General features: G+C 70.5%; 26 protein-coding genes and 1 tRNA gene. 3 read left to right on the top strand and 24 right to left on the bottom strand.

Translation table 11 applies throughout. From position 1 onward, the window contains the following. Positions 1 to 8 precede the first annotated feature (8 nt). The 8 genes from ACWDY5_RS25125 to ACWDY5_RS25090 form a co-directional block, all read right to left on the bottom strand. Positions 9 to 1,019 carry a sensor histidine kinase gene (locus tag ACWDY5_RS25125; protein ID WP_449724611.1) on the bottom strand — a complete coding sequence of 337 codons (1,011 nt, stop codon included), beginning with the start codon at positions 1,017 to 1,019 and terminating at the stop codon, positions 9 to 11. Continuing rightward, entirely contained in the window at positions 1,016 to 1,735 is a 720-nt protein-coding gene (locus ACWDY5_RS25120; RefSeq protein ID WP_449724610.1) for a response regulator transcription factor, read from the bottom strand. The genes ACWDY5_RS25125 and ACWDY5_RS25120 overlap by 4 nt, the downstream gene beginning before the upstream one ends. A 195-nt stretch (positions 1,736 to 1,930) precedes the next feature. Next, positions 1,931 to 2,007: transfer RNA gene (locus ACWDY5_RS25115), tRNA-Leu, on the bottom strand. Positions 2,008 to 2,129: 122 nt separating this feature from the next. After that, complete coding sequence (locus tag ACWDY5_RS25110) at positions 2,130 to 3,323, bottom strand: ATP-grasp domain-containing protein (protein WP_449724609.1); 1,194 nt, start codon at positions 3,321 to 3,323, stop codon at positions 2,130 to 2,132. Between the two features lie 305 nt (positions 3,324 to 3,628). Then, positions 3,629 to 4,954 (bottom strand): NAD(P)/FAD-dependent oxidoreductase, encoded by a 1,326-nt coding sequence (locus ACWDY5_RS25105; protein WP_449724608.1) that lies wholly within the window; start codon positions 4,952 to 4,954, stop codon positions 3,629 to 3,631. 97 nt (positions 4,955 to 5,051) lie between these two features. Then, the gene (locus ACWDY5_RS25100; protein WP_449724607.1) at positions 5,052 to 5,228 is read right to left on the bottom strand and encodes a hypothetical protein; all 177 of its coding nucleotides are present in this window, start codon (positions 5,226 to 5,228) and stop codon (positions 5,052 to 5,054) included. Between the two features lie 95 nt (positions 5,229 to 5,323). Then, positions 5,324 to 6,268: a hypothetical protein gene (locus tag ACWDY5_RS25095; RefSeq protein WP_449724606.1), complete on the bottom strand. Its 945-nt coding sequence runs from the start codon at positions 6,266 to 6,268 to the stop codon at positions 5,324 to 5,326. A gap of 25 nt (positions 6,269 to 6,293) precedes the next feature. Further along, complete coding sequence (locus tag ACWDY5_RS25090) at positions 6,294 to 6,494, bottom strand: hypothetical protein (protein WP_449724605.1); 201 nt, start codon at positions 6,492 to 6,494, stop codon at positions 6,294 to 6,296. Between the two features lie 303 nt (positions 6,495 to 6,797). Between ACWDY5_RS25090 and ACWDY5_RS25085 the strand changes: the two genes are divergently transcribed. After that, the gene (locus ACWDY5_RS25085; RefSeq protein WP_449724604.1) at positions 6,798 to 6,974 is read left to right on the top strand and encodes a hypothetical protein; all 177 of its coding nucleotides are present in this window, start codon (positions 6,798 to 6,800) and stop codon (positions 6,972 to 6,974) included. On the opposite strand, the gene ACWDY5_RS25080 is transcribed toward ACWDY5_RS25085, so the two are convergent. Then, positions 6,975 to 7,676: a uracil-DNA glycosylase gene (locus tag ACWDY5_RS25080; protein WP_449724603.1), complete on the bottom strand. Its 702-nt coding sequence runs from the start codon at positions 7,674 to 7,676 to the stop codon at positions 6,975 to 6,977. It lies immediately after the preceding gene. Positions 7,677 to 7,724: 48 nt separating this feature from the next. Here ACWDY5_RS25080 and ACWDY5_RS25075 point away from each other — a divergent pair, with 48 nt between their 5' ends. Next, complete coding sequence (locus ACWDY5_RS25075; protein WP_449724602.1) at positions 7,725 to 9,200, top strand: S10 family peptidase; 1,476 nt, start codon at positions 7,725 to 7,727, stop codon at positions 9,198 to 9,200. 57 nt (positions 9,201 to 9,257) lie between these two features. On the opposite strand, the gene ACWDY5_RS25070 is transcribed toward ACWDY5_RS25075, so the two are convergent. The 11 genes from ACWDY5_RS25070 to eno all read right to left on the bottom strand — a co-directional run bounded on the left by ACWDY5_RS25070 (position 9,258) and on the right by eno (position 20,744). Then, complete coding sequence (locus ACWDY5_RS25070) at positions 9,258 to 10,277, bottom strand: ABC transporter ATP-binding protein (RefSeq protein ID WP_449724601.1); 1,020 nt, start codon at positions 10,275 to 10,277, stop codon at positions 9,258 to 9,260. After that, positions 10,270 to 11,304 (bottom strand): ABC transporter ATP-binding protein, encoded by a 1,035-nt coding sequence (locus ACWDY5_RS25065; RefSeq protein WP_449724600.1) that lies wholly within the window; start codon positions 11,302 to 11,304, stop codon positions 10,270 to 10,272. Before ACWDY5_RS25065 ends, ACWDY5_RS25070 begins: the two co-directional genes overlap by 8 nt. A 13-nt stretch (positions 11,305 to 11,317) precedes the next feature. Next, positions 11,318 to 12,274 (bottom strand): ABC transporter permease, encoded by a 957-nt coding sequence (locus tag ACWDY5_RS25060; RefSeq protein ID WP_449724599.1) that lies wholly within the window; start codon positions 12,272 to 12,274, stop codon positions 11,318 to 11,320. Further along, on the bottom strand, positions 12,267 to 13,193 hold the full coding sequence (locus ACWDY5_RS25055) for an ABC transporter permease (RefSeq protein ID WP_252481233.1): 927 nt from the start codon (positions 13,191 to 13,193) through the stop codon (positions 12,267 to 12,269). The genes ACWDY5_RS25060 and ACWDY5_RS25055 overlap by 8 nt, the downstream gene beginning before the upstream one ends. A 71-nt stretch (positions 13,194 to 13,264) precedes the next feature. Then, positions 13,265 to 14,896, bottom strand: a complete 1,632-nt coding sequence (locus ACWDY5_RS25050; protein ID WP_449724598.1) for a peptide ABC transporter substrate-binding protein — start codon at positions 14,894 to 14,896, stop codon at positions 13,265 to 13,267. A 246-nt stretch (positions 14,897 to 15,142) separates the two neighbouring features. Next, positions 15,143 to 16,096 carry a Ppx/GppA phosphatase family protein gene (locus tag ACWDY5_RS25045; RefSeq protein WP_449724597.1) on the bottom strand — a complete coding sequence of 318 codons (954 nt, stop codon included), beginning with the start codon at positions 16,094 to 16,096 and terminating at the stop codon, positions 15,143 to 15,145. A 36-nt stretch (positions 16,097 to 16,132) separates the two neighbouring features. Continuing rightward, positions 16,133 to 17,380 carry a lytic transglycosylase domain-containing protein gene (locus ACWDY5_RS25040; protein WP_449724596.1) on the bottom strand — a complete coding sequence of 416 codons (1,248 nt, stop codon included), beginning with the start codon at positions 17,378 to 17,380 and terminating at the stop codon, positions 16,133 to 16,135. Positions 17,381 to 17,596: 216 nt separating this feature from the next. Further along, the gene (locus ACWDY5_RS25035; RefSeq protein WP_449724595.1) at positions 17,597 to 18,121 is read right to left on the bottom strand and encodes a Uma2 family endonuclease; all 525 of its coding nucleotides are present in this window, start codon (positions 18,119 to 18,121) and stop codon (positions 17,597 to 17,599) included. Positions 18,122 to 18,301: 180 nt separating this feature from the next. Next, positions 18,302 to 18,826 (bottom strand): DUF501 domain-containing protein, encoded by a 525-nt coding sequence (locus tag ACWDY5_RS25030; RefSeq protein ID WP_449724594.1) that lies wholly within the window; start codon positions 18,824 to 18,826, stop codon positions 18,302 to 18,304. Beyond that, on the bottom strand, positions 18,823 to 19,446 hold the full coding sequence (locus ACWDY5_RS25025) for an FtsB family cell division protein (protein WP_449724593.1): 624 nt from the start codon (positions 19,444 to 19,446) through the stop codon (positions 18,823 to 18,825). The genes ACWDY5_RS25030 and ACWDY5_RS25025 overlap by 4 nt, the downstream gene beginning before the upstream one ends. Positions 19,447 to 19,451: 5 nt before the next feature. Continuing rightward, positions 19,452 to 20,744, bottom strand: coding sequence for a phosphopyruvate hydratase (eno, locus tag ACWDY5_RS25020; protein WP_449724592.1), 1,293 nt, complete (start codon positions 20,742 to 20,744; stop codon positions 19,452 to 19,454). A gap of 179 nt (positions 20,745 to 20,923) precedes the next feature. Here eno and ACWDY5_RS25015 point away from each other — a divergent pair, with 179 nt between their 5' ends. Then, positions 20,924 to 21,310 carry a tetratricopeptide repeat protein gene (locus ACWDY5_RS25015; RefSeq protein WP_252481241.1) on the top strand — a complete coding sequence of 129 codons (387 nt, stop codon included), beginning with the start codon at positions 20,924 to 20,926 and terminating at the stop codon, positions 21,308 to 21,310. A gap of 1 nt (position 21,311) precedes the next feature. Here the strand turns inward: ACWDY5_RS25015 and ACWDY5_RS25010 are convergent, their stop codons facing one another. The 4 genes from ACWDY5_RS25010 to ACWDY5_RS24995 form a co-directional block, all read right to left on the bottom strand. Then, complete coding sequence (locus ACWDY5_RS25010; RefSeq protein ID WP_449724591.1) at positions 21,312 to 22,157, bottom strand: lytic transglycosylase domain-containing protein; 846 nt, start codon at positions 22,155 to 22,157, stop codon at positions 21,312 to 21,314. Between the two features lie 69 nt (positions 22,158 to 22,226). Next, positions 22,227 to 23,027 (bottom strand): lytic murein transglycosylase, encoded by an 801-nt coding sequence (locus ACWDY5_RS25005; RefSeq protein ID WP_449724590.1) that lies wholly within the window; start codon positions 23,025 to 23,027, stop codon positions 22,227 to 22,229. 106 nt (positions 23,028 to 23,133) lie between these two features. Next, positions 23,134 to 24,141 (bottom strand): MazG family protein, encoded by a 1,008-nt coding sequence (locus ACWDY5_RS25000; protein ID WP_449724589.1) that lies wholly within the window; start codon positions 24,139 to 24,141, stop codon positions 23,134 to 23,136. Continuing rightward, entirely contained in the window at positions 24,138 to 25,133 is a 996-nt protein-coding gene (locus ACWDY5_RS24995; protein ID WP_449724588.1) for a hypothetical protein, read from the bottom strand. Before ACWDY5_RS24995 ends, ACWDY5_RS25000 begins: the two co-directional genes overlap by 4 nt. Positions 25,134 to 25,155 lie beyond the last annotated feature (22 nt).

The following is a 25,155-nucleotide window of genomic DNA, read 5'->3' as shown; positions in this document are numbered from 1 at the left end:
CCAGCCCTTCAGCGCGCCAGCGGCAGCAGGATCTCGAACCGGCAGCCCGGACCGTGATTGCTGGCGCTGATCCGGCCGTGGTGGGCCTCAACCAGTCCCCTGGCTATGGCGAGGCCCAGACCGGCTCCGGCGGCCTGGTCGGGCTCAGGAGTCCGTGCCGCGCTGCCCCGGTAGGCCACGTCGAAAACTCTGGGCAGCTCGCCGTCCGGGATGCCGCCGCAGGCGTCGTCCACGGCCAGCCAGGCCTGCCCGTCCACCTCGCCCGCGGTGACCGCGACCACGCCGCCGCGGCCGGTGTGCCGGATGGCGTTGCTGAGCAGGTTGCGCAGCACCCGGCCCAGCTCGCGCGCGCTGCCGTGCACCACCGGCCAGTCGCTGGGCGCCTCCCGCAGGGTCACCCCGGCCCGCTGGGCCACCGCGGCCTGCGCGGCGACCTCCTCGCTGACCAGGTCGCGCAGCGGCAGCGCGGTCAGCTCCAGGTTGAGCGCGCCCGCGGTGATCCGGGACAGCTGGAACAGGTCATCGACCATGCCGGAGACCCGTTCGGTCTCCCGGCCGATGCCGAGCAGGTAGCCGCGCACCTCGGCGGGCTCGGTGACCACGCCGTCGGTGAGCGCCTCGGTCATCGCGCGCATGCCGGCCAGCGGGGTGCGCAGGTCGTGGCTGATCCAGGCGACCAGCTCGCGCCGGGCCGCCTCGGCCGCGCGCTCCCTGGCCCGCGCCTCGCGCTCCCACACGCTGCGCCGGGCGATGGCCCGGCCGAAGAGCACCGCGGCCGGCACGGTGACCAGGCCGACCAGCACGCAGATCACCACGGTGGTGGTGAGCTGGCTGGTGAACATGAACCCGCTGACCGCGGTCACCCCGGCCAGGGTGGCCAGCAGCGGGGTGAGCACCGCGACGGTGATCGCCGCGGTGAGCGAGCGGTCCCGGCTCCAGTGCAGGAACACCGCGCCGAGCACGGCGATCGGCACGGAGAAGCTCAGCGCGTAGGCGCAGGCGTCGAGCAGCTCGCTCATGCCGGACCCGGGTCGTACCGGTAGCCGACGCCCCACACGGTGGCGATGCGCACCGGGTTGGCCGGGTCGGGTTCGATCTTCTCCCGCAGCCTGCGCACGTGCACGGTGACCGTGGCCGCGTCGCCGAAGTCCCAGCCCCACACCAGTTCCAGCAGCCTGGCCCTGGTGTAGACCTCGCCGGGGTGGCCGAGGAAGAAGGCCAGCAGGTCGAACTCGCGGGTGGTCAGCGCCAGCTCGGCCGTGCCCCTGGTGGCGCGCCGGGCCACCGGGTCCAGGCGCAGGTCGCCGTCGGCCAGCTGGTCCAGCCGGGGCGGCGGTGCGGGCAGCCGCAGCCGCCGCAGCACCGAGTTGACCCGCAGCACCAGCTCGCGCGGGCTGAACGGCTTGGTCACGTAGTCGTCCGCGCCGAGCTGGAGCCCGGCCACCCGGTCCTCCTCCTCGCCGAGCGCGGTGAGCATGACCACCGGGACCGCGCTGTGCCTGCGCAGCCTGCGGCAGACCTCAAGCCCGTCGATGCCGGGCAGCATCAGGTCGAGCACCACCAGGTCGGCCGCGGCCTGCTCGAACAGGGCCAGCGCCTGCTCGCCGTCCCCGGCCAGCCGGACCTGGTGCCCGGCGCCCTCCAGGTAGCGGCGGACCACGTCGCGCACGGTGAGGTCGTCGTCCACGACCAGCACCCGTCCGCGCACCTCGGCCTGCCCCGGCTTGGCTTCCACCCGGCCAGCCTATGACGGCGGGAAGCGCCCGATCCGGCGACAACCATGACGGTTCTCTTTCGGATGACCGGGTGACCATCCGTCTGATGATCAACTACTAATGGTGATGGTTATCAGCAAAGTCGAAAGCGGCGCCGTTCGCCCAGGTGTCAGCCGAACGGAATCCCGCTGACCTGGGCGGACGACGCCGCTGATTGGTGCCCCCGGACGGATTCGAACCGTCACTCGGACCCTTTTAAGGGGCCTGCCTCTACCGATTGGGCTACGGGGGCAGCGGGCAGCCTAAGCCGTAAAAGGTCGCTTTCGGGTCTCAATCACGACAACTCGCCCGTGCGGCCGAACACATCTGGACCGACCGGCCGCAGGAAAGCCCAGCTCCGGAGGCCCGTGCGGGCTACAGACCGGCACGGGCGTCGAGTAGCTCTGCGAAGCGGCCCGCCACCCAGTCGTGCACCGCGTCGGAGACCTCCGTGCTGCCGGCGCGGTGTTCGAACCAGCGCCAGTCGCAGCTCACGTTGATCTCCAGGAAGACGTGTTCGCCGTCGGCCATCAGCAGGTCGAAGGCGGCGACCTGGACGTTCCAGTGCCTGGCCAGCGCGAGCAGCTTGGGGGCCAGCTCCTCGGGGATGTCGACCCTGGTCACCTTGACCGCGTCCGGGTCCACCCACAGCTGCGCCGGGTCCAGCTTCTCCACCCGGTAGCTGATCAGCTTGTCGTCGACGACGAAGACCCGCAGCTCGCCCTCGGCGTTGAGGAACTGCTGCACGATCACCGGCGCGGACTCCGGGCTGTCGCTGGCCCTGCTGGTGTCCAGCGGTCGCGGGAACAGCCCGTGCAGCGCGCCGGGGCGCGGCTCCAGCAGGTGCTGGCCGGCGGTCTTGACGATGCAGCGGCCGCCGCCGGGCCTGGTGCGGCCGGGCTGGGTGGTGACCGCGGTGCGCGGCACCCGCAGGCCGAAGGCGGTGGCGTCGGAGAGCTGGGTGAGCCGGTCCAGCTGGCAGGTGGCCCGCGTCGGGTTGACGTGTTCCCAGTCGGTGCGCTGGGCCAGCCAGTTGATCACCGAGCGCCACTGGTCGGCGGCGTAGGCCCCGCTGATGGTGCGCTGGTCCACCGGCACCGCGGAGATGTCGAAGTGCCTGCGCCAGACCAGGATCGGCCGCAGCAGCCGCAGGTCCAGCTCGACCAGCGGGGCGTCGGTGTAGATGGTCAGCGGCAGGTTCAGGCAGCGGTCGGCGTCAATGCGCACCATCCGGATGCCGCGCTCGGCCAGCGCCAGGGAGAGCTCGTTCATCTCCATGTCCGCGGCCCGGGCCAGCACCAGCACGCAGGGCAGCGGGTCACCGCCGTCCTCTTCCACCAGGCCCATCTCGTGCACGCGTTCCTGGAAGTCCAGGCAGGTGCTGGGCGAGCGGTAGTAGTAGTCCTGCCCCTGGAGCAGCAGCGGGGTCGTCCTGGACGGACTGGCCGGAGTCGGGACGGCGGCAGGCGCCACCTCGGTGGGCGTCGACTCGGGGTCGATCACCTCGGTGGCGGCAGGCGGACCAGGTGGCCTGGATCCGGCTTCCTGCCCCCGTCCGGCGGCGGTCACGTGTCAGTCGTCCTTCTTGCGGAAGACCTTCCGCGCCTTGGCGTACTCCGCGGCGTAGTCGGCGAGCGCGCTGTCCTTGGCCTTCCCCTCGCGTACCAGGGCGGCCAGCTCCTCGATCGACATGGCGGTCACCTCTCTTCGGTGTGATGCTTCACACGTTCAGGTGCGGCACCGGGCGTAGTCTCAAGTTCCAACTCACAGAATGTCAAGACAACCTCAAGTTACATTCCGTACGCCGTGGTGTCGAGGAACTCCAGATGGAGTAACCCATACGCCCGAAGTATGGAATTTTCACCCTAGGTAGCTCAACTCGCTGTGGCGCGGGCGAACTCGGCCTTGGGGTCGTTGATCTGACCGAGTGACACCACCTCGCGCCGGAAGAGTAGCGCAAGGGTCCAGTCGATCAGGACCCGGAACTTCCGGTTGAAGGTGGGCATCCGGCTCACGTGGTACGTGCGGTGCATGAACCACGCCGGGAAGCCCTTGAGCTTGATCCCGTAGACATCCGCGACGCCCTTGTACAGGCCGAGGCTGGCCACCGAACCGGCGTACTTGTGCCGGTAGGGCTTGAGCTCCTTGCCGCGCAGCGAGGCCAGGATGTTGCCGGCCAGGTGCACGGCCTGCCGCACCGCGTGCTGCGCCGAGGGGCTGCAGGTGGCGGTGGGATCCTCCTCGGTGCGGGACAGGTCCGGCACGGCCGCGTTGTCCCCGGCGGCCCAGGCGTCCGGCATGCCCTCGATCTGCAGGTTGGCCGTGCAGCGCACCCGGCCCCGGGCGTCCCGCGGCAGGTCGGTCTGTTCCAGCACCGGGTTGGCCTTGACGCCCGCGGTCCACACGATGGTCTCGGCGTCGAGCTCGGTGCCGTCGCTGAGCACCACGTGACCGTCCACCATGGACTCGACCCTGGTGTCGAGGTAGCACTTGATGCCGCGCTCCTCCAGAGTCTCCACGGTGTAGACGCCCATCTTCGGACTGACCTCGGGCATCACTCGCCCGGCCGCCTCGACCAGGACCCAGTTCATGTCCTCGGGCTTGACGTTCTTGTAGTAGCGGGTGGCGTACCGGGCCATGTCCTCCAGCTCGGCCAGCGCCTCGATGCCCGCGTAGCCGCCGCCGATGACCACGAAGGTCAGCAGCTTGCGGCGCAGCTCGGGGTCGTCGCTGGTGGAGGCCAGGTCCATCCGGGACAGCACGTGGTTGCGCAGATAGATCGCCTCGCCCACGGTCTTGAACGAGATGCCGCGCTCGGCGAGACCGGGGATCGGGAGGGTGCGGGCGACCGAGCCGAGGGCGACCACGAGCACGTCGTAGTCCACGGACTCCAGGTCGCCGGTCGGCGAGGCGACGATGGCTCGCTTGTCGGCGTGGTTGATCTCGGTCACGCGCCCGGTGAGCACGTGACAGCGTTTCAGGACCCGGCGCAGCGGCACGACGACGTGCCTCGGCTCGATGGAGCCCGCGGCGGCCTCGGGGAGGAAGGGCTGGTAGGTCATGTGCGGCTGGGGATCGACGACCGTCACGGACGCCTCGCTCGCGCGCAGCTTGGCCTGCAGCTTCAGTGCGGTGTACATACCGACATAGCCCCCACCGACGACCAGGATCCGGGTCGGTTGCGACTTCACAGCAGCCATACCTGAATCGTCGCACCCACGGGGTATGGCCGCTTACCAGAACCGGCGCGTTCTGCGCCACAGTGCGGCGTTTTGGGCCGTGTTCTCCGCCACGCGGTCACTGCCGCTGCCCCGCGCTGCTGGTCACCTCGATCTCGATACGCGGGGCGGGGAAGGAGTGCACCCGCACCCGGACGTCCTTCTCGGCCGCCACCGCCCGCGCCAGCAACACCGGCACGAACACGGTCAACCAGCCCAGCAGGAGAAACGCGAACAACAACACGGTCCACGACATGAGACGTCCTCGGCCCGCCCGGGTTACCAACGCCCCCTCGGCGCGGCGGGTCTGCGCGTGCCACCCACGCTACCGAGCGCGGCGGGCCGCGCGCATCACCCGCCCGGCCGCAGTTCCGCCAGCACCGCCTCGACCTCAGCCGGACTGGGCCGCACCAGCCCGTGCGCGGCGGTGGCGGCGCTGACCTCCAGCCGGCGGCCCTGTTCGGCCAGTAGCGCCATCCCGGATCGGAAGCTCGCCACCGGATCGGCGTCCAGACCGCGCCGGAACCGCGCTTCCAGCTCGGTCAGCCCCGCCGCGAGATCCACCGGCGGCAGCCGCACCGCGTGCCCGATCCGCCCGAACTGCTCGGCGAACCGGTCCGCCCAGAACCGCACCCGCCAGCCCGGCCAGCGCGCGGCCAGCTCGTCCACCTCGCCCGGCAGCGTGCCGGTGGTCCACAGGCCCAGCTCCCGGCCGACCAGGTCCAGGTGCAGCCCGCTGCCGGGCAGGTACTCCCCGCTCCGCACCAGCCCCTCCGCCGGCAGCAGGTCCAGCAGTCGCGGTCCCAGCCAGGCGAGCGCGTCGTCCTCCGGGTCCACCGAGTAGGCCCGGATCCCCTCCGCCATCCGCACGCTTACCAGCGAGTCGAAGGCGAACTCCGGGTCCGCGCTGAGCTCCTCCGGCGGCTCCGGCGGCTGCTGCCCCGGGGGCAGCCCGACCCAGCCCCGCAGCTCGGCCATGCCGCGGTAGGCCCAGCGCACCTGCCAGCCCGGCCAGGTGCGCGCCAGCACGGCGAACACGGCCGCCCGCAGCGGCAGCTCGCGCAGGTGCCAGGAGAAGAACAGGACCACCCGCCGCCGGAGGTCCAGCAGCAGCCCGCCCTCACCCCAGCGCTGGTCCAGCCACTCCTCAGTCGGCTGCTGGGCGCGGACCAGGCGCACCGCGTGCTCAGGGCCAGGCAGCAGGTCGGTGTCCAGGGTGTTCGCCGCCCAGTGCGAGTACCGCAGGCTCCAGTCGCCGTCGGGCTCGACCAGCACGAAGTTGGCGCGGTGTCCCATGGCGGGCAGCCTGCCACGCGGTGGATCAGCAGCCGGTGAGCCAGGCTTCCGCGTGCTCGAACTCGGCCGCGGTCAGGCCGGTGCGCGGGTTCACCCTGACCAGCTCGGTCGGGATGCCCTCGCGAGCGGCCAGGAACTCGTCCCTGGCCCAGGCCTGCCCGCTGCTGTGGTTCGACGACGACTTCGACCTCTGCCCGATCACCGGCAGCTCGGGCAGGCCGAGCACCGGGGCGAGGTGGCGGTTGGCGCGGTGCTCCCCGGTGGTGGCCCAGACCAGCTCCGCGCCGGTGCGCTCGGCGAGGGTCGTCAGGCGGGGGCCGTGGGCCGGGTTGAGCCGGAGGACCAGCTGCGAGCGACGGCGCCAGCGGGACAGGCGCCGGCTTGGCGGCGAAGGGGTTGAGCGGGCCGTCGACGTCCAGCAACACCAGCGGAGGCATACCGATCAGCCTGGCGCGCCGGTAGGCTGGTGGCGTTCCAGTCGTTCATTCGGCCAAGCAGAGGGGGTCTGGCCGAACGAGAGGACGGGAACATGCTCAGTTCGTTAGAGGTGGTCCCGGTCCTGGTGATCGTGACCGCGGTGGTGACCGGTGTGTGCCGGTTGATCGCACTCGGCATCGCCCTGCGTGGCGCGGATCCGGCCGACCGGCCCGCGATCATCCGGGCGCTGGCCGAGTTCTTCCGCGCGCTGCCCCGGCGGCGGCGGTGATCACCTCAGGCCGGCCAGCGCTTTCGCCTGGTTCAGGACCTCCTGGAGCATCACCGGGGTCAGCCTGCCGGTGTAGGTGTTGTGCGGGGACACGTGGTAGCAGCCCAGCAGGTGCAGCACCTGGCCGTCCGCCGCCGTCAGGTCCACCCGCGCCCCGTGGCCGAACTTCGGGCGTGGCCTCGGCACCTGCCAGCCCGCCGCGTCCAGCACCGGCAGCAGGGCCTGCCAGCCGAAGCCGCCGAGGACCACCAGGGCGCGCAGGGTCGGGTGCAGCAGGCGTAGCTCCTGGGCGAGCCAGGGGCGGCAGTTGTCGCGTTCGGCCGGGGTTGGCTTGTTGTCCGGGGGCGCGCAGCGGACCGGGGACATCATCCGGACGCCGTGCAGGCGCAGGCCGTCCTCGCGGGCGACCGAGGTCGGCTGGGAGGCCAGGCCGACGGCGTGCAGGGCGGCGTAGAGGAAGTCGCCGGAGGGGTCGCCGGTGAACATTCGGCCGGTGCGGTTGCCGCCATGCGCGGCGGGGGCCAGGCCGACGATGCCGATGGCGGCATCCGGCGGGCCGAAGCCGGGGACCGGGCGGGCCCAGTAGGTCTGGGCGCGGAAGGCGGCGCGTTTGACCGTGGCCACCTCCTCCCGCCAGGCGACCAGCCGGGGGCAGCGGCGGCAATGGGTGACGGCCTCGTCCAGGGCGGTCAGCGGGTGCACCGGGGCTCCTGAGGTTTCGCGCGGGGCTGGCCCGTCTAGTGTGCGCACATGGCAGTCACGGACACGCCGTCAGACGGCGAGTCGGCACGCGGGACCGAAGAGCCGGTCGACGATCTGGTCACCACCCGCCACGAGCTCCTCGCCGACGGGCGGACCCTCTCCTACACGGCCACCGCCGGCCGGATCGTGCTCCGCGAGGAGGTGCACACCGACGGGAAGTTCACCGGGCACACGGCCAAGGCCGAGGTGTTCGTGATCGCCTACACCCTCGACGGCGCGGACCCGGCGACCCGGCCGGTCACCTTCGCCTTCAACGGCGGGCCCGGCTCCTCCAGCGTGTGGCTGCACCTGGGACTGCTGGGGCCCAGGCGGGTGCTCACCGGCGACGCCGGCGCGCTGCTGCCGCCGCCCTACCGGCTGGCCGACAACGCGGAGACCCTGCTGGCGCACAGCGACCTGGTCTTCATCGACCCGGTGTCCACCGGCTACTCGCGGGCCGCGCGCGGGGAGAAGCCCGGCGACTACCACGGCTACACCGGTGACATGGAGTCCGTCGGCGAGCTGATCCGGCTGTGGACCTCGCGCAACGGCCGCTGGGGCTCGCCGAAGTTCCTGGCCGGGGAGTCCTACGGCACGCTGCGCGCGGCCGGGCTGGCCCAGCACCTGCAGGCCAGGCACGGCATGTACCTCAACGGGCTGATGCTGATCTCCGCGGTGCTGGACATGGGCACCATCCGGTTCACCGAGGACAACGACGTCCCGTACCCGCTGTTCCTGCCCACCTACGCGGCCATCGCGCACCACCACGGCAGGCATGGCGACCGCCCGCTGGCCGAGGTGCTCGCCGAGGCCGAGGCCTACGCCGCCCGCGACTACCCCTGGGCGCTGGCCCGCGGCAACCGGCTCACCGCGCAGGAGCGGGCCGAGGCGGTGGCCACGCTGGCCCGGCTGACCGGGCTGAGCGAGGACTACGTGGACCGGGTCCGGCTGCGGATCGAGCACCTGCGCTTCTTCGCCGAGCTGCTGCGGACCGAGCGCAAGGTGACCGGGCGGCTGGACGGCCGCTTCACCGGGCACGACCCGGACGCCGGTGGCGAGCACTTCGCCGAGGACCCGTCCTACTCGGCCATCCTCGGCCCGTACGCCGCCGCGCTCAACCAGTACGTGCGCGCCGAGCTGGGCTACGCCAACGACCTGCCGTACGAGATCCTCACCGGCAACGTGCATCCCTGGTCCTACAAGGAGTTCGAGGGCGCGCACGTGAACGTGGCCGGGCGGCTGGCCGAGGCGATGCGGGCCAACGGGCACCTCAGGGTGCACGTGGCCTGCGGCTACCACGACGGGGCCACGCCCTACTACGCCTCCGAGCACGTGCTGGCACACCTGGCCATCCCGGCGGAGCTGACCGCCAACATCGAGCTCCGCTACTACCCGGCGGGCCACATGATGTACGTGCACGAGCCGAGCCGGATCCAGCAGTCGGCCGACCTGGCACAGTTCATCCGCGAGTCGGCGCAGGCCTGAAAAACGGTGGCGGGGCCCGGAAATCCCCGGGCCCCGCCACTGTCCACAACGGACGAATCACGCCACCACGTGCGGCTTCTCCTCCGCGAAGTGGCAGGCGCTCGGGTGCGCCGCGCCCGGCTCGGGCAGCCGGATCTCCAGCAGCGGCACCTCTTCGGCGCAGATGTCCTGCGCCTTCCAGCAGCGGGTGCGGAACCGGCAGCCCGAAGGCGGGTTCACCGGGCTGGGCACGTCGCCGGTGAGGCGGATGACCTCGCGGCGGCCGCGCAGCGACGGGTCCGGCACCGGCACCGCGGACAGCAGCGCCTGGGTGTACGGGTGCGTCGGGTGCTCGTAGATCTGCTCCTCGGTGCCCAGCTCGACCATCTTGCCCAGGTACATCACGCCGACCCGGTCGGAGAGGTGCCGCACCACGGACAGGTCGTGCGCGATGAACACGTAGGAGAGCCCGAACTCCGTCTGCAGGTCACCCAGCAGGTTCATCACCTGCGCCTGGATGGAGACGTCCAGCGCGGACACCGGCTCGTCGCAGATGATCACCTCGGGGCGCAGGGCGAGCGCGCGGGCGATGCCGATGCGCTGCCGCTGGCCGCCGGAGAACTGGTGCGGGTACCGGTGGATGTGCTCGGGGTTGAGCCCGACCACGTCCAGCAGGTCCTGCACCTTCTTCCGGCGATCGCCCTTGGGGGCGACCTCGGGGTGGATCTCGAACGGCTCGCCGATGATGTCGCCGACCGTCATCCTCGGGTTCAGCGAGGTGTACGGGTCCTGCAACACGATCTGGATGTTCCGCCGCAGCTTGCGCAGCTCGGCGCCCTGCATCTTGAAGATGTCCCGGCCGTTGAACAGCGCGCTGCCGCCGGTCGGCTTCTCCAGCCGCATCAGCACCTGGGCCAGCGTGGACTTGCCGCAGCCCGACTCACCCACGATGCCCAGCGTCTCGCCGCGCTTGAGCTGGAAGGAGACCCCGTCCACCGCCTTGACGTGGCCGATGGTCTTCTTGAACAGGATGCCCTGGGTGACCGGGAAGTACTTGACCAGCTCCTTGACCTCAAGGACGTAGTCCGTCTCAGCCACCGCTGACCACCTCCTCCGCGAAGTGGCAGGCGCTGACCCGGCCGAGGCCGAGCGGCACCTGCGCGGGGACCGACTGCGAACAGATGTCCTGCGCCCGCGGGCAGCGCGGGTGGAACGGGCAGCCAGGCGGCACCCGCATCAGGTTCGGCGGCAGTCCCTTGATGGTGTTGAGCGCGGTGCCCTTCTGGTCCAGCCTGGGCAGCGAGTCCAGCAGGGCCAGCGTGTACGGGTGCCCCGGCTGCTTGTACAGCGAGGGGGCGTCCGACTTCTCCACGATCCGGCCCGCGTACATGACCGCGATCCGGTCCGCGACCTCGGCGACCACGCCCAGGTCGTGGGTGATCAGGATCATGCCCATGTTCCGCTCGCGCTGGATCTCGTGCAGCAGGTCCATGATCTGGGCCTGCACGGTGACGTCCAGCGCGGTGGTCGGCTCGTCCGCGATCAGCACCTCGGGGTCCAGCGCCAGCGACATCGCGATCATCGCGCGCTGCCGCATACCGCCGGAGAACTCGTGCGGGTACTGCTTGACCCGGCCCTGGGGGTTGGGGATCTTGACCAGGTCGAGCAGCTCGATCGCGCGCTTGCGCGCGTCCTTCTTGCTCATCCCGTTGCGGACCCGGAGCTGCTCCTCGATCTGGAACCCGACGGTGAACACCGGGTTCAGCGCGGAGAGCGCGTCCTGGAAGATCATCGCGATCCCGCTGCCCCTGACCTCGCGACGGCGTTCGTCGCTGGCCGTGAGCAGGTCCTCGCCGTGGAAGCGGATGGCGCCCTGGGAGATGTGGCCCGGCGGGATGTCCAGGATGCCCATGATGGTCTGGGCGGTGACGGACTTGCCGGAGCCGGACTCGCCCAGCACGGCGAGGGTCTCACCGGCGTGCAGCTGGTAGCTGACGCCGTTGAGGACCTTGGCGACGCCGTCCCTGGTGCGGAACTCCACGTGCAGGTCCTCGACCACCAGCAGGGGTTCGCCGTCGGCGCTGCCGCCGGCGATCGGGTCCACAGTGGACTCGTTCTGCGACACTGTGAACTGCCTCCTAACGAAGCTTGGGGTCGAGTGCTTCCCGGACCGCGTCGCCGAGCATGACGAACGCGAGCACGGTGATCACCAGGAATCCGGCGGGGAAGTACAGCAGGTGCGGTGCGATGCGGATGTAGTCGCGGGCGTCCGCGATCATCACGCCCCAGGACACCGCGGGCGCCCGCAGGCCGAGGCCGAGGAACGACAGGGTCGCCTCGGCGCCGATGAACGCGCCCAGCGCGATCGTCCCGTAGACCAGGACGGGCGCCAGGCAGTTCGGCAGCAGGTGCTTGAGGATGATCCGGCTGTTGCTCGCGCCGAGGGCGCGCGCGGCCTTCACGAAGTCCTGCTGCTTCACCGTGATCGCGGCCGATCTCATGATCCGCATGGCCACCGGCCAGGACAGCAGCGCGATGGAGAACACCACCAGGCTGACGATGGTGAACGCGTCGGCCGAGACGCCGGAGAGGAACGCGGACAGGATCACGATCGCGCCCAGCACGAACGGCAGGCCGAAGAAGATGTCCGCGATCCGGGACAGCAACGCGTCCACCCAGCCGCCGAAGAAGCCGCTGAGCAGGCCCATGACGCCACCGATGAACACGGTCGCCAGGGTGGACATCACGCCGACCAGGATCGACCACCTGGTGCCGTAGACCACCCTGGCGAAGATGTCCTTGCCCTGGGTGTCGTAGCCGAACCAGGCCTCGGCCGAGGGCGCGACGCGGGAGCGCTGCAGATCGCCCGCGTCCGGGTCCACCGAGGTGAACAGCCACGGGAAGGCGGCCACGATGACCAGGAAGAGGATCACCGCGGCGGAGATGACGAACATGGGCCTGCGGCGCAGGTCCCCCCACGCGTCCGACCAGAGACTGCGGGGCTTGTCCTGTGTGGTGGAAGCGTGCTCGGCGTCCGAGACCATCTGGTGGGCCTCGATGGTGGAGCCGGCAGCGGCAGCAGACGGGTCAGTCATAACGGATCCTCGGGTCGAGCACGGCGTAGAGCAGGTCGACGAACAGGTTCACGATCAAGAAGACGATCACCAGCAGGACGACCACACCGGTGACGGTGATGCCTTCCTTCTGGAGAATCGACTCGTAGACCAGACCGCCGATCCCGCGGATGCCGAAGATGCCTTCGGTGACAATGGCCCCGCCCATCAGCGAACCGAGGTCGGTGCCGAGGAAGGTGATCACCGGAATCACCGAGTTGCGGAGCAGGTGCACCCCGACCACCCGGCTCTGCGGCAGGCCCTTGGCCACCGCGGTCCGGACGTAGTCGGCGCGCTTGTTCTCCGCGATCGAGGTGCGGGTCAACCGGGTCACGTACGCCATGGAGAGACTGCCCAGCACGAAGCCAGGCACCAGTAGCTCGGCGAAGGTCGGATCCTCTGACACCACGGTCGGGATGATCTCCAGCTGGAAGCCCAGCACCTGCTGCAGCACGAAGCCGGTGACGAAGGTGGGCAGGGAGATCAGGAACAGGGTGGAGACCAGGACCAGGTTGTCCAGGAAGCCACGGCCGCGCAGGCCGGTCAGCACACCGGCGATGACGCCGATGACGGCCTCGATGAGCACCGCGACCAGCGCGAGCTTGACCGAGACCGGGTAGCGCAGCGCGATCAGCTCACCGACCGAGGTGCCGGAGAAGGTCTCCCCGAAGTCACCCTGGAACAGGCCGCCGAGGTACTTGAAGTACTGGACGACGATGTTGTCGTTGAGGTTGAACTTCTCCGTCATCTGCACGATGAAGGCGTCCGGACAACGGCGATCGCCGCACATGGCGGCGAACGGGTCACCGGGCAGGGCCCAGACCAACGCGTAGATGAGGAAGGTCGTCCCGAGGAAGACCGGGATCAGTTGAAGCAGGCGCCGAATCACATAGCGGCCCATGTACGAGAACTCCTCTACCGCGATCGGGGCTGGCCCACGACATTGTGGACCAGCCCCGTTCTAGCTAGTGATCAGGCAACCTCGACGGTCGAGAGGTCGAGTTCGCGGTAGGCGTTCATCTGCACGTTCTTCAGCTTGGTGGACCAGCCGAACTGCGAGGTGGTGTTCCACAGCGGGATCGCCGGCATGTCCTGGGCGATCAGCTTCTCCGCCTCGTGGTAGAGCTTGTAGCTCTCCGCCTCGGTCGGGGCGCGGTCGGCCTCGGCCAGCTTGGCGTCCACCGCCGGGCTGGAGTAGCCACCGTCGTTGGAGGAGCCACCGGTCTTGTACAGCGGGTTCAGGAAGCTCTCCACCGACGGGTAGTCGGCGATCCAGCCACCGCGGTAGACCTGGGTCATCTCGTGCGCGTTGATCTTCTTCCGGATCTCACCAAAGGTGGCGACCGGGGCGAAGGTGCACTCCAGGTTCAGCGCGGACTTGATCTGGCCACAGGCGGCCTCGATCCACTCCTTGTGCCCGCCGTCGGCGTTGGAGGTGATCTCCAGCTTGCCCTTGAAGCCGCTCTTGTCGAACAGCTCCTTGGCCTTGGCCGGGTTGTGCTCGCACAGCTCGCCGCAGGCGCCCGGCTGCCAGCCGGTCGTGCCCTCGACCGCGTAACCGCTGGTGGGCTTCCGGTTGCCCTCGAAGATCTTCTCGGTGATCTCCTTGCGGTTGATCGCCATGGAGATCGCCTGGCGGAAGTCCTTGTTCTGGTACTTCGGGTCGTACAGCGGGAAGTTCAGGATCTGGATGATCAGACCCGCCTGGGACTTGGACCGGTCCTTCAGGTCCGTCTTCCACAGGTTCCCGGCCAGGCCCGAGGGCGGGATGGTGTCCAGGAAGTCGAGCTGGTTGCCCTTCACCGCGGCGTAAGCGGCCTCGGTGCCGGTGTACATGGCGACCTTGACCTTCTTGATCTTCGGCTTGTCGTCGCCCTTGTAGTCCTCGTAGCGCTCAAGCTTGATGTCCTGCTTGGGCGTGCGGGAGACGAACTTCCAGGGGCCGTTGCCGATCGGGGCGGCCTCGTAGCCCTTCTGGTCGCTGAAGAACTTGTCCGGCAGCGGCATGTAGGCCGAGTAGCCGAGCTTGACCTTGAAGATCACGTGCGGCTCGGTGAAGTCCACGGTGAAGGTGGTGTCGTCGACGACCTTGAGGCCGGACATCTCCTTCGCCTTGGGCTCAGGAGCCTTCTGCGGACCGTCGGCGCCGTCCGGGTCCACGGTGTTGACGTCGCGGAAGCCCTTGATCTGCTCGAAGAAGCTGGCCGACTGCTGCCCGTTGGGCGAGTAGGCGGTGTAGTTCCAGGCCTTGACGAAGTTCTCGGCCTTGACGGGGGTGCCGTCGTGGAACTTCCAGCCCTGCTTGAGCTTGATCGTGTACTGGTCGGGCTTGGTCAGCTCGATGGACTCCGCCATCGCGTTCTTGACCTCGAAGGTGTTGCTGTACGTCACCAGGCCAGTGAAGATCGACTGAACGACCTTGCCACCACCGGTCTCGGTGGTGTTGCCGGGAACAAGCGGGTTCTCCGGCTCCGTGCCGAAGATGCTGACCTCAGTGGTCTCATTGCTGTTGCCCGACGAGTTGCCGCCGCCGCCACAAGCCGTCAAGACCAACGACGCCGCGACCGGCACCGCGATCAAGGACAGCGCGCGTCCCTTCCGCATGAACGTCCTCCCACCTACACGGCGCGCCGCACGAGAACGTTCGTGAGCGCCACCCGAACGGCCGCGGGAACCCTTCCCGAACCGTGAGAGGGACCGTAATCGGCTCAACCCAACGAACTACACCTGGGGGCGGTCACAAAGCGGTCACGATCGTCAATTTTGTCAACTGAATAACAAGTTACAACTACGGAAAGTAACCGGAATCTTCACGGAAAGATGTCCGTCAATCGATTGACGGACTGTCCCTCAAACGACCGACAACGCGATGCCGTCCAGAATGTCGTGCTCACTGACGACCAGCTCGGTGATTCCAGCCCGTTCGCGCAGTTCTTCGGCGATCTTGGCCACCACTAACGCACCGCCACCGATGACGTCGACCCGGCCCGGGTGCATGACCGGGAGGGCGGCCCGCTCCTCCCGCGAAAGGGTGAGCAGAAGTTCGATGGTCTCGTGCAGCTCGCCCATCTGGAGTCTTGACAGGTGGATGGCCTCCGAGTCGTAGCTCGGCAGGCCCTTGGCGATGCCAGACAGGGTGGTCACCGTGCCCGCCAGACCGATCCAGGTGCGGGCGGAGCTGACGTCCACCGCGGCGAAGGCCTCGGCCAGCGCGGCGCCGATCACCCGCTCGGCCTCGGCGCGCTGGTCAGGGGTGGGCGGGTCGTCCGGCAGGCAGCGCTCGGTCAGCCGCACGCAGCCGATGTCCACCGAACGGGCCGAGGTGACCTTGGCCCGGACGCCGTCCCACTCGCCCAGCACGATCTCGGTGGAGCCACCGCCGAGGTCGACCACCACGAAGGGGCCTTCCTCGGGCTCCAGATCGCCCACAGCGCCGGTGAAGGACAGGGTCGCTTCCTCATCCCCGGTGATAACCTCGGCGTCCACACCGAGCGTCTCACGGACCATCGCGAAGAAGTCCTCGCGGTTGGCCGCGTCCCTGGTGGCGGAAGTGGCCACCATGCGCACCCGTGCCACGCCCTTGCGGCGCAGGATGGCGGTGTAGTCGGCCAGCGCGATCCTGGTGCGCTCCAAGGCTTCCGGTGCCAGCACGCCGGTGGCGTCCACGCCCTGCCCGAGCCGCACGATGCGCATCTCCCGGTGCACGTCGCGCAGCCAGCGGCTGCCGTCCTCGCGCTCGGAGACGTCGGCCACCAGCAGCCGGATCGAGTTCGTCCCGCAGTCGATCGCACCAACCCGCGGCATAGCCCACCCCTGTTTCGCGAACCTTCCGCGGCAACCCTACTTCGGCGGCGCGACCGCGTCCGTCTTGGCCACCGCAGGCGCCTTCTCCGGCTCGCCGGAGGCGACCGGGGTCGGCGAGACGCACGCGCCGGGCGTGGTCGTGGTGGCGCTCGAGGTGGGGGTGCCGGTCGGCGTCGTCGTGGTGGTGGTCGTGGTGCAGGTCGGCGTCTTCGACGTGGTGGTGGTCGTCGTCGTGGTGGTGGTCGTCGTGGTGGTCGTGGTCGTCGTCGTAGTGGTCGTGGTGGTGGTCGTCGTCGTGGTGCCGGAGGAGGACGAGCTGGTCGTCGTCGTGGTGGTCGTGGTGCCGGGGTCCGGCGGCGGGTTGTTCGGCGGCGGGTTCACCCCGGCCTGCGGCGGCGGCTGGGTCAGGCTGGGGTCGGTGGGCACCACCGGGTCGTCCGAGGTCACGTCCACGCCGCTGGCGTAGCGCTCCATCCAGGCCAGCACCTTGGTCACGTAGGCGTTGGAGTGGTTGTAGCGGAAGACCGCGGCGGCCAACTGGGCGGGCACGGCCAGGTCGAGACCGCCGGAGCACAGGTAGTTGCCGGCGCCCAGGGCGGCGTCGTAGACGTTGTTCGGGTCGAACCTGCCGTCGCCGTTGCCGTCGGCGGCGTACCCGCGCCAGGTGCCGGGGATGAACTGCATCGGGCCGACCGCGCGGTCCCATGCGGTGTCGCCGTCCAGCGCGCCGCCATCGGTGTCCCTGATCGCGGCGAAGCCGGGGCCGCCGGAGAGCTGCGGGCCCAGGATGCGCGGGATCGCGTTGCCACTGGCGTCCAGGTGCGCGCCGAAGATCCGGGCGTGGTTGGTCTCGATCTTGCCGATGCCGGCCAGCAGCGACCAGTGCAGGTGACAGCCGGACTTGGTGACCGCCAGGGTCTGCGCGGCCCGCTGGTAGGCCTGCAGCACGGTGCCGGGGATGTCGTTGCCGGTGGTGGCGCTGGTGCCGGGGTCGGAGAGGTCCGAGGGCAGCGGCGCGGCGGGGTCGCGCAGGGCCGCGATCAGCTCGGGGCTGACCGAGTCCGCGCTGGGCAGCGCGCCGTTGACCGCGATGTTGTCGTTGTTCTGCAGCAGCGCCAGGATGTTGCTCGCGCCGGGCGCCTGGATGCCGCTGACGTCGGCGACCGGGAGGAAGCCGAGGCCGCCGCCACCGGCCAGCAGCCCTGGGGTGACCATGGCCGCGCCGACGGTCGCCGCGGCGAGCAGTCTCCGACCCTTGCGCCGTTTCCGTGTCGTCGCCGCCACGAAGCCAGGCCCGTTCGGAGCACCCACGTACAACCTCTCCTCACATCCGCGGCCGGACGACGGCCGTGCCCCCCAGTGTTGCCGCCGCCAGCCTGCCTGATCAGCGAAGCCGTGTCACCCGCTCTCACCGTACTGAGCACAACGACGCGGTACCAGGAATGTCACGTAACACGGCCGGAACCGTCCAACTGAATACGACCGGGTCATCACCCGCGCTTATCGGCGGCGGAGCGAGACGAGATCCGCCGGAGACAGGGTGACGGTGAACGGCTCGCGCAGGGTGACCGTCTCCTCGCAGCGGGCGAATGCGACCTCCGCATAGCGGCCATCACGCAAATGCCAGCAACGCAAGGCCGGTTCGTCCGGATCGACCACCCAATAGTTCGGACATCCGGCCGCCTGCATACGCGCTCGTTTCAGTTCAAGGTCGAATCGCCTGGTGCTCGGCGAGAAAACCTCGACCGCGAGCACCGGCGGGCCGAACAGCCCGCGCTCGGTCCAGTCCTGGACCCGCGCGAGGACCACGTCCGGGATCAGCACCGTGTCCTCGGCCAGCACCACGTCCACCGGCGCGGGCAGGATCTCCAGCCCGTCCGGGCAGTGCGGCTCCAGCGCCATGATCAACCGCAGGATGGCGCGCTGGTGGAGTGGGCGGGGTGACGGGCTCACGGTGAGCACCCCGTCCACCAACTCGTAGCGGTGACCGTCATGAGGCATCGCCTCCAGGTCCAGCCGCGTCAATGGCCTGCTGTGGGGAAGCGCGGGGACACTGCCCATGGTGGCTGCCCTCCCGCCTTCGATCCACCCTCGTTGCAGGGCGGTGACCTGGTCAGACCCACGTGCCGGGCACGGGAGATGCGAGTGTATCGACTCGACCGGGGTAGCCGCGGGCGGCAAGTTCCCCAGAGAGCCGAGCGTGGACTACACGCAGCTACCGGAGCGCCACCAGTCGCCCAGCCGATCGGCCGATTCATCACCGAACGGGTTCACTCCTCGCCCACAGGCAAGTGCATGTGCAACTTGTACGTGCAAGCACTTGACCCGGTCCGGCATGCCGCCCGCGGTGACCTTCGTGCCCAGCGACTCGATCGAGTCGCGCTCGGCGAGATAGCTCTCGTGCGCCTTCAGGTACTGGTCAGCAAGGCCCTGGTCGGCTTCGAGGCGGTCGGTCATCTCCTTCATCAGACCGGATGCCTCCTGGGTGCCCAACATCGAGTTCACCCTGGGGCAGGTCGAGTAGTACATGGTGGGGAACGGGGTGCCGTCGTCCAACCGGGGGTTCGTCTGGAGCACCGCCGGGTTACCACACGGACAGCGGTACGCCACCGCCCGCACACCTCGCGGCGACCGGCCCAGCTGCGCGGTCACCGCCGCGCGGTCGGCCTCGGTCAGCTCCTCCCGCACCGGCGGCACGTCCAGCCCCAGGCGCGGTTTTTCCTCACTCACGAACCACTCCCGGTGATCGATTCCCACAGCTGGTCGTACCACGGTTTGTCGCTCTTGCGCTGCTCCGACTCCTCGGGCGCGGCCGGGGTGGCCGGCTGCGGCAGCTGCACGACGTAAGGCGTCTCGCCGGGCCGCACGTAGCGCAGCCTGCGCCTGGCCTCGGCTTCGATCTGGGTCGGGTCGGAGAGCTGGGTCTTGCGCTCCTCGAGCTGCTTGGCCTGCTCGTTGAGCTGCCTGACCTTCTCGATCTCGGCCTGCATCTCCGACTTCTGGCTCCAGTAGTTGCGCAGCGGCACCGCGATGGACAGTGTCAGCGCGCAGGCGATGATCGCCAGCAGCGCCGCCCGCCGCGTGGAGGACAGCTTGAACGCGCCACCCGGCCCCGCGGTCGGCCTGCGCGACCTGCCGCCGGTGGTGCCGCGGCGGGTGGTCTCGCTGCGCTCCCTGGCTGCCCGGTCCCGGGCCGGGCGGGCCTCCTCGGTGGAGGAGGCCGCCGCGGCGCCGGTCCGGTCCTGTCGTTGCCACTTGCGGCGCGCGCGCTCCGGCCGTCGCGCCGAGGAGGCAGAGGAGTTCTCCGTCCGCCTGCGCCGCCGCTCCCTGTCGTGCTCGCGCCCCGCCACCGGGCTCAGCCCTGGCTGTCCGGGGTGAAGCGCGGGAACGCCAGCTCGCCCGCGTAGCGCGCCGCGTCACCGAGGGTCTCCTCGATCCGCAGCAGCTGGTTGTACTTGGCCACCCGCTCGCTGCGGGCGGGCGCGCCGGTCTTGATCTGACCGCAGTTGGCCGCCACCGCGAGGTCGGCGATGGTGGTGTCCTCGGTCTCGCCGGAGCGGTGGCTCATCATGCTGCGGTAGCCGCAGGAGTGCGCAAGGGTGACCGCGTCCAGGGTCTCGGACAGGGTGCCGATCTGGTTGACCTTCACCAGCAGCGCGTTGGCCGCGCGGCGGGCGATGCCCTCCTCCAGGCGCTCCTGGTTGGTCACGAACAGGTCGTCGCCGACGATCTGCACCCGGTCGCCGATCTCCTTGGTCAGCTGCACCCAGCCGTCCCAGTCGTCCTCGGAGAGCGGGTCCTCGAGGGAGATCAGCGGGTAGTTGTTGAGCAGCTCGGTGTAGTACCCGGTCATCTGCTCGGCGCTGCGCTTGTTCTTCTCGAAGTGGTACGCGCCGTCCTTGTAGAACTCGGTGGCGGCCACGTCCATCGCCAGCCCGAAGTCGCGGCCGAGGCGGAACCCGGCCTTCTCGATCGCCACGCCGATGAGGTCCAGCGCGTCCCGGTTGCTGGGCAGGTTCGGCGCGAAGCCGCCCTCGTCGCCGAGGCCGGTGGCCAGGCCCTTGGCCTTGAGCACCGACTTGAGCGCGTGGTAGACCTCCGCGCCCCAGCGCAGCGCCTCCCGGAAGCTCTCCGCGCCGATCGGCGCGATCATGAACTCCTGCACGTCGACATCGCTGTCGGCGTGCGCGCCACCGTTGATGATGTTCATCATCGGCACCGGCAGCACGTGCGCGTTCGGGCCGCCGACGTAGCGGAACAGCTCCAGCCCGCTGGACTCGGCCGCGGCCTTGGCCACCGCGAGCGAGACGCCGAGGATGGCGTTCGCGCCGAGCCGGGACTTGTCGGGGGTGCCGTCCAGGTCGACCAGCTTCTGGTCCACCACCCGCTGCTCCACGGCCTCGATGCCGACCAGCTCGGGGCTGATCTCGTCGAGCACCGCGGTCACGGCCTTCTCGACGCCCTTGCCGAGGTACCGGTTGCTGTCGCCGTCACGCAGCTCGACCGCCTCGTGCTCGCCCGTGGACGCGCCAGAGGGCACGGCCGCCCGGGCCAGCGTGCCGTCGTCCAGTGCGACCTCGACCTCGACGGTGGGGTTGCCGCGAGAGTCCAGGATCTCGCGGGCGCCTACCTGTTCGATGACCGCCACGTGCGCTCTCCTTAATCACCCAGCCTGGGACTTGACCACCGCCGAGCCTAGCCGGAGCCCGGCAGCACCGTTCGCCGTGCTGGCCGTTGGGCGGTTTCCCGGGTTCGTGGCGTGGGGTGTGGATCATGGCCCGGATGGCGGGCGCGCGATCGGGCGGGAAGACGTACCGTGGGGTGACTATGACCGAGGGCACCTTCGAGGCTTATCGCAGGGCGGAGTCGCTCCTGGCCGCGAACCGGCCGCTGGACGCGCTGCGCCAGCTGGAGCCCGTCCTGGAGTCCGATCCGGAGCTGCCAAGCGTGCACCTGCTGGCCGCCAGGTGTTACCTGCACTCCGCGCAGCTGACCAGGGCCGAGCGGGGTTTCCGCCGGGTGCTGGAGCTGGACCCCACCGACCACTACGCCCGGTTCGCACTGGGCCGGACCCTGCAACGGCAGAGCAGGCTGTCCGAGGCGATCACCCAGCTGCGGATGGCCGCGGCCATGCACCCGACGCCGGACTACCTGGAGGCGGTCAACGAGGTGCGGGCCCGGATCATGCTGCGGGAGAAGGACACCGGCACCTGAGTCAGCGCTGACCGAGGCTGCCCCTGGCGTACCGGTCGGCCAGGCCGAAGACCTTCTGGCCGTACTCCACCGAGTTGTTGTAGGTGAAGGTGGCCGCCCACCAGTCCTTGCCGGTGCCCAGGTCCCGGTTGCTCGCGCACAGGTAGCGCCCGGCGGCCACCGCGGCGTCGTCGATGTCCTGCGGGTCGGCCTTGCCGTCCCCGTCGGCGTCGGCGGCGAAGCGCTTCCAGGTGGCCGGGATGAACTGCATCGGCCCGACCGCCCGGTCCCACTGGGTGTCGCCGTCGAGCTGGCCCTTGTCGGTGTCCGGGATGGCCTTGAAGCCCGGTGAGCCGTCCAGCGGCACGCCGATGATCGGCTTGGACGGACGGCCGTCGTCCTGCAGCGTGGCGCCGCCGTAGCGGTTGTGGTTGGACTCGATCCGGCCGATCGCGGCGATGGTGGCCCAGGTGATCCGGCAGCGCGGCTTCTCCTTGCGCAGGGTCAGGTCGGCCACCGCGTAGGCCCGTAACGCGCGGGCAGGCACCTCGATCGCCTCGCTGACCCGGCCCGCCCAGTCGCCGATCGGGTCCGGGGCCTGACCGCCCTGGGCCGCCGGTGGCGGCTGGCGGTCCGGCAGCACCTCGCCGGGCACCGCGGAACCGGGTTCCACCGGCACCGCCACGATCGGCGGCTCGACCCGGCGCGGGGTCCGGTCCGGTTCCAGGAACTGGGTCAGCGACCAGACACCCGCACCCGCGACCCCGATCACCACACCGGCGATGACCAGCCGGATCGCGAGACCACCACGGCGGGGCGGCGGCTCGGGAGTGGGCGTCGGCGCGGACGGCGGAGCAGGGGTGACCACGACCCCAGGCTACGCACACTCCGTACCGGGCCGGCAAGACCGATATCTCCGCAGGTCAGCGGGCCGCGGTCAGGCCTTGCGGCTGTTACGGCCGTAGTGGTCGGCCCGGTCCAGCACGTCCTGGCCGTAGCGGCGGCTCTCGTTGTAGGTGGTCACCGCGCGCCACCAGCCCTCCGGCGTGCCCAGGTCGCCGCCACTGGCGCACAGGTAGCGGGCGGCGGAGAGGGCGGCGTCGTCCAGGTCGTCGGGATCGGTGCGGCCGTCGGTGTCGGCGTCGGTACCCCAGTCCTTCCAGGTGGTGGGGATGAACTGGAGCGGGCCCATGGCGCGGTCCCACACGGTGTCCCCGTCCAGCTGCCCGCCGTCGGTGTCCTTGATCGCCTTCACCCCTGGCCGCCCGTCCAGCGGGATGCCGCGGATGTCGGTGGTGGGGCGGGCGGAGGCGTCCAGCTTGGCGCCGTTGAACCGGCCGTGATTGGACTCCACCTGCCCGATGCCGGCCAGCGCGGTCCAGGTGATCCGGCAGGCGGGCTGCTCGGCGGCGGTGACCGCGGCGGCGTAGCCGTAGGCCTCCAGCGCGGCCTTGGGCACGTTGAGCTTCATCGAGTGCGCGGCGGCCCACTCGGCCAGCTGCGCCTGCGGCCGCACGCCGGGCGCGGGCGCGGCCAGCGCGGGCAGCTGCACGCCGCCGTCGGGCGGGGCCAGCGCGGACGGCAGCTTGAGCTCGGCCACCGGCGGCTGCTTCGCCACGGGGGCGGCCAGCTCGCCGCGCACCGCGAGCGCGCCGAGCACGGCGAGGGCGGTGCCCGTGGCGCCGAGCAACAGGAAGGCCCAGCGTCGTTCGCTACGGGTGTGGCCGTCGGGGTTCATCGCCACCCAGTGTGCCTGGGAACGCGCCCAAGGTCACCGGCAGCCCCCACTGCGGGTCACGAATTGGGTTTGATTAACCCGATCAGGGGTAGTCCTTCTCGCCCGTTCAGCCGGGCGAGTTGTCTCCGCGTGCCTTGTCGCTGGGCTGTTCGGTGGGCCAGAACCGGTGCCAGCCCGCCGCGTCCAGGGTCGCCGGATCCACCCCGGCGGTGCGGGCGGCGGCCTCGGCGGCGCGCAGGGTGACCGCGAAGCCGCGGGCCACCGCGCGCAGTTCGGACTCCGGGTCGGCCCCGGCCAGCTTGGCCTTGGCGGCCAGCGCGAACAGCCCGGAACCGGTGTCCGCGCCGGCGGGCAGCAGGTCGACGGGGACCCGGGCCCGGCCGGCGCGCTGGGCGAGCTTGGCGGCCAGGGACACCGCGGGCTGGCCGAGGGCGACCCCGTCCACCGCGGACTCCCTGCGCTTCTCGGCCTGCTTGAGCTCCTCCCAGCGCTGCTGCTGGGTGTGGCTGTCCCGCACCGCGGGGTCGCCGTCCTCGGCGAAGACGTGCGGGTGGCGGCCGACCAGCTTGGTCACCAGCTCGGTGGCCACCTCGTCGATGGTGAACGGGTCCGCCGCGTCCTCCTCGGCCACCCTGGCGTGGAAGAGCACCTGGAGCAGCACATCGCCCAGCTCCTCGCGCAGCGCCGCCCGGTCGCCGTCCTCGATCGCCTCCAGCAGCTCGTAGGTCTCCTCGACCAGGTACTGCCGCAGCGAGTCGTGGGTCTGCTCGGCGTCCCACGGGCAGCCGCCGGGCGAGCGCAGCCGGTGCATCACCTGGGCCGCCTCGACCAGCCCGGCGCCGCGCGGCTCCGGGGTGCCGATCAGCTTGGCCCCGGCCCGCACCAGCGCGGCCGCGGCCGGGCCCTCGGCGTCCAGGGTCAGCAGCACCACCGGCCCGCGCTCGGCCTCGGCCAGCAGCTCGGCGATCGCCGGCGGGGCCGGGAAGCCCAGCTCGGCCGGGTCGGCGTAGACCTCGGCCGCGGTGCGCAGCACGGGCACCGCGGCCAGCGGTAAGACCGCGCCGAGCCGCTCGCTGAGCAGGACGACGGCGCAGTCCTGGGCCACGGGGGTCACTGCTGCGAGTCGCCCCTGCTCACGCTGAAGCTGCTGCCGGGCGTGCGCGGGTCGCGGACCCGCTTGTCCACCGCGGTCTCGGTGGGCGCCCAGTCGCCGTAGCGCGGGTTGACCTGCACGCCCAGCTCGTTGGCGTAGTGGGAGACGACGATCTGGCCGACCGCCTCCAGACCGGTCAGGTTGAGCTGCTCGGCCAGGCCGCCCTGGGTGGGCGCGCCCGCGACCGGGCGGTCCGTCCTGGACTTGACCCTGGCCACCAGCCACTGACCGTTGCCGGTCTGCTCGCCGGAGTTCAGCGACAGCGCCACCGCGTCGCCCGGCTTGGCCGTGAACAGCGGCAGCAGCACGGCCGGGTTCTGCTGCTGGAGGATGGTCTGGAAGGTGAACCGCTGGTTCAGCCGGACCGCCTCCGCGCTCTGCCCGGTCTGCGGGTTCGGCGGCTGGCCCGCGGTGTCCTTGCGCACCAGTGCGGCCGCGGCCTCGTCGCTGCGCGCCATCTCCTTGGCCTTGGCCTGCGCCTCGGTGTAGGTGGCGGCGTTGGTGAAGTCCAGCACCACCGCGAGGTGGTCGGCGAACTTGCGCCCGATGCCCACGGCGAGCAGCTGGGCCCGCACGGCCTGGTCGATGTTGTCCATCGTGTCCAGGCTCTTGGCCACCACCTGCTCGCGACCGCCCGCCTGCTCGATCGCCTGTTCCTTCTGGTCCTCGGCGTAGGTCACGCCCTCCTTGGCGGCGACCTGCCTGATCAGCTCGCGGGTGATCGCGATGCTGGCCTGGCGCCTGCCCAGGGTGGCCATCTGGTTGCCCTGCCGCTGCTCCGCGGCCGCGGCCGGGTTGGCCTTGAGCCAGGCGTCGAACCGCTGCTGGACCGCCTCGACCGGGATGGTGGTGTCCCCGATGACGGCCGCGGCGCCGGCCTTCGCGGGACCGCCGCAGCCGGTCAGGATCAGGCCCGCGGTGATCGACACGGCGACCAGGCGGGTGCGAGTCATGGCCTTCGTCACAGCTCCGTAC

The organism is Crossiella sp. NPDC003009 (genome assembly GCF_053591555.1).
This window is presented reverse-complemented; position numbering and strand designations above follow the sequence as displayed.

Bases quoted from the DNA above. Each gene is read 5' to 3' on its own strand.
- ACWDY5_RS25005 (WP_449724590.1), bottom strand. From the start codon at position 23,027: ATGAACCCCGACGGCCACACCCGTAGCGAACGACGCTGGGCCTTCCTG.
- ACWDY5_RS25100 (WP_449724607.1), bottom strand. From the start codon at position 5,228: ATGTCGTGGACCGTGTTGTTGTTCGCGTTTCTCCTGCTGGGCTGGTTG.
- ACWDY5_RS25085 (WP_449724604.1), top strand. From the start codon at position 6,798: ATGCTCAGTTCGTTAGAGGTGGTCCCGGTCCTGGTGATCGTGACCGCG.
- ACWDY5_RS25105 (WP_449724608.1), bottom strand. From the start codon at position 4,954: ATGGCTGCTGTGAAGTCGCAACCGACCCGGATCCTGGTCGTCGGTGGG.
- ACWDY5_RS25060 (WP_449724599.1), bottom strand. From the start codon at position 12,274: ATGACTGACCCGTCTGCTGCCGCTGCCGGCTCCACCATCGAGGCCCAC.
- ACWDY5_RS25015 (WP_252481241.1), top strand. From the start codon at position 20,924: ATGACCGAGGGCACCTTCGAGGCTTATCGCAGGGCGGAGTCGCTCCTG.
- ACWDY5_RS25075 (WP_449724602.1), top strand. From the start codon at position 7,725: ATGGCAGTCACGGACACGCCGTCAGACGGCGAGTCGGCACGCGGGACC.
- ACWDY5_RS25055 (WP_252481233.1), bottom strand. From the start codon at position 13,193: ATGGGCCGCTATGTGATTCGGCGCCTGCTTCAACTGATCCCGGTCTTC.
- ACWDY5_RS25125 (WP_449724611.1), bottom strand. From the start codon at position 1,019: ATGAGCGAGCTGCTCGACGCCTGCGCCTACGCGCTGAGCTTCTCCGTG.
- ACWDY5_RS24995 (WP_449724588.1), bottom strand. From the start codon at position 25,133: ATGACTCGCACCCGCCTGGTCGCCGTGTCGATCACCGCGGGCCTGATC.
- ACWDY5_RS25045 (WP_449724597.1), bottom strand. From the start codon at position 16,096: ATGCCGCGGGTTGGTGCGATCGACTGCGGGACGAACTCGATCCGGCTG.
- ACWDY5_RS25050 (WP_449724598.1), bottom strand. From the start codon at position 14,896: ATGCGGAAGGGACGCGCGCTGTCCTTGATCGCGGTGCCGGTCGCGGCG.
- ACWDY5_RS25095 (WP_449724606.1), bottom strand. From the start codon at position 6,268: ATGGGACACCGCGCCAACTTCGTGCTGGTCGAGCCCGACGGCGACTGG.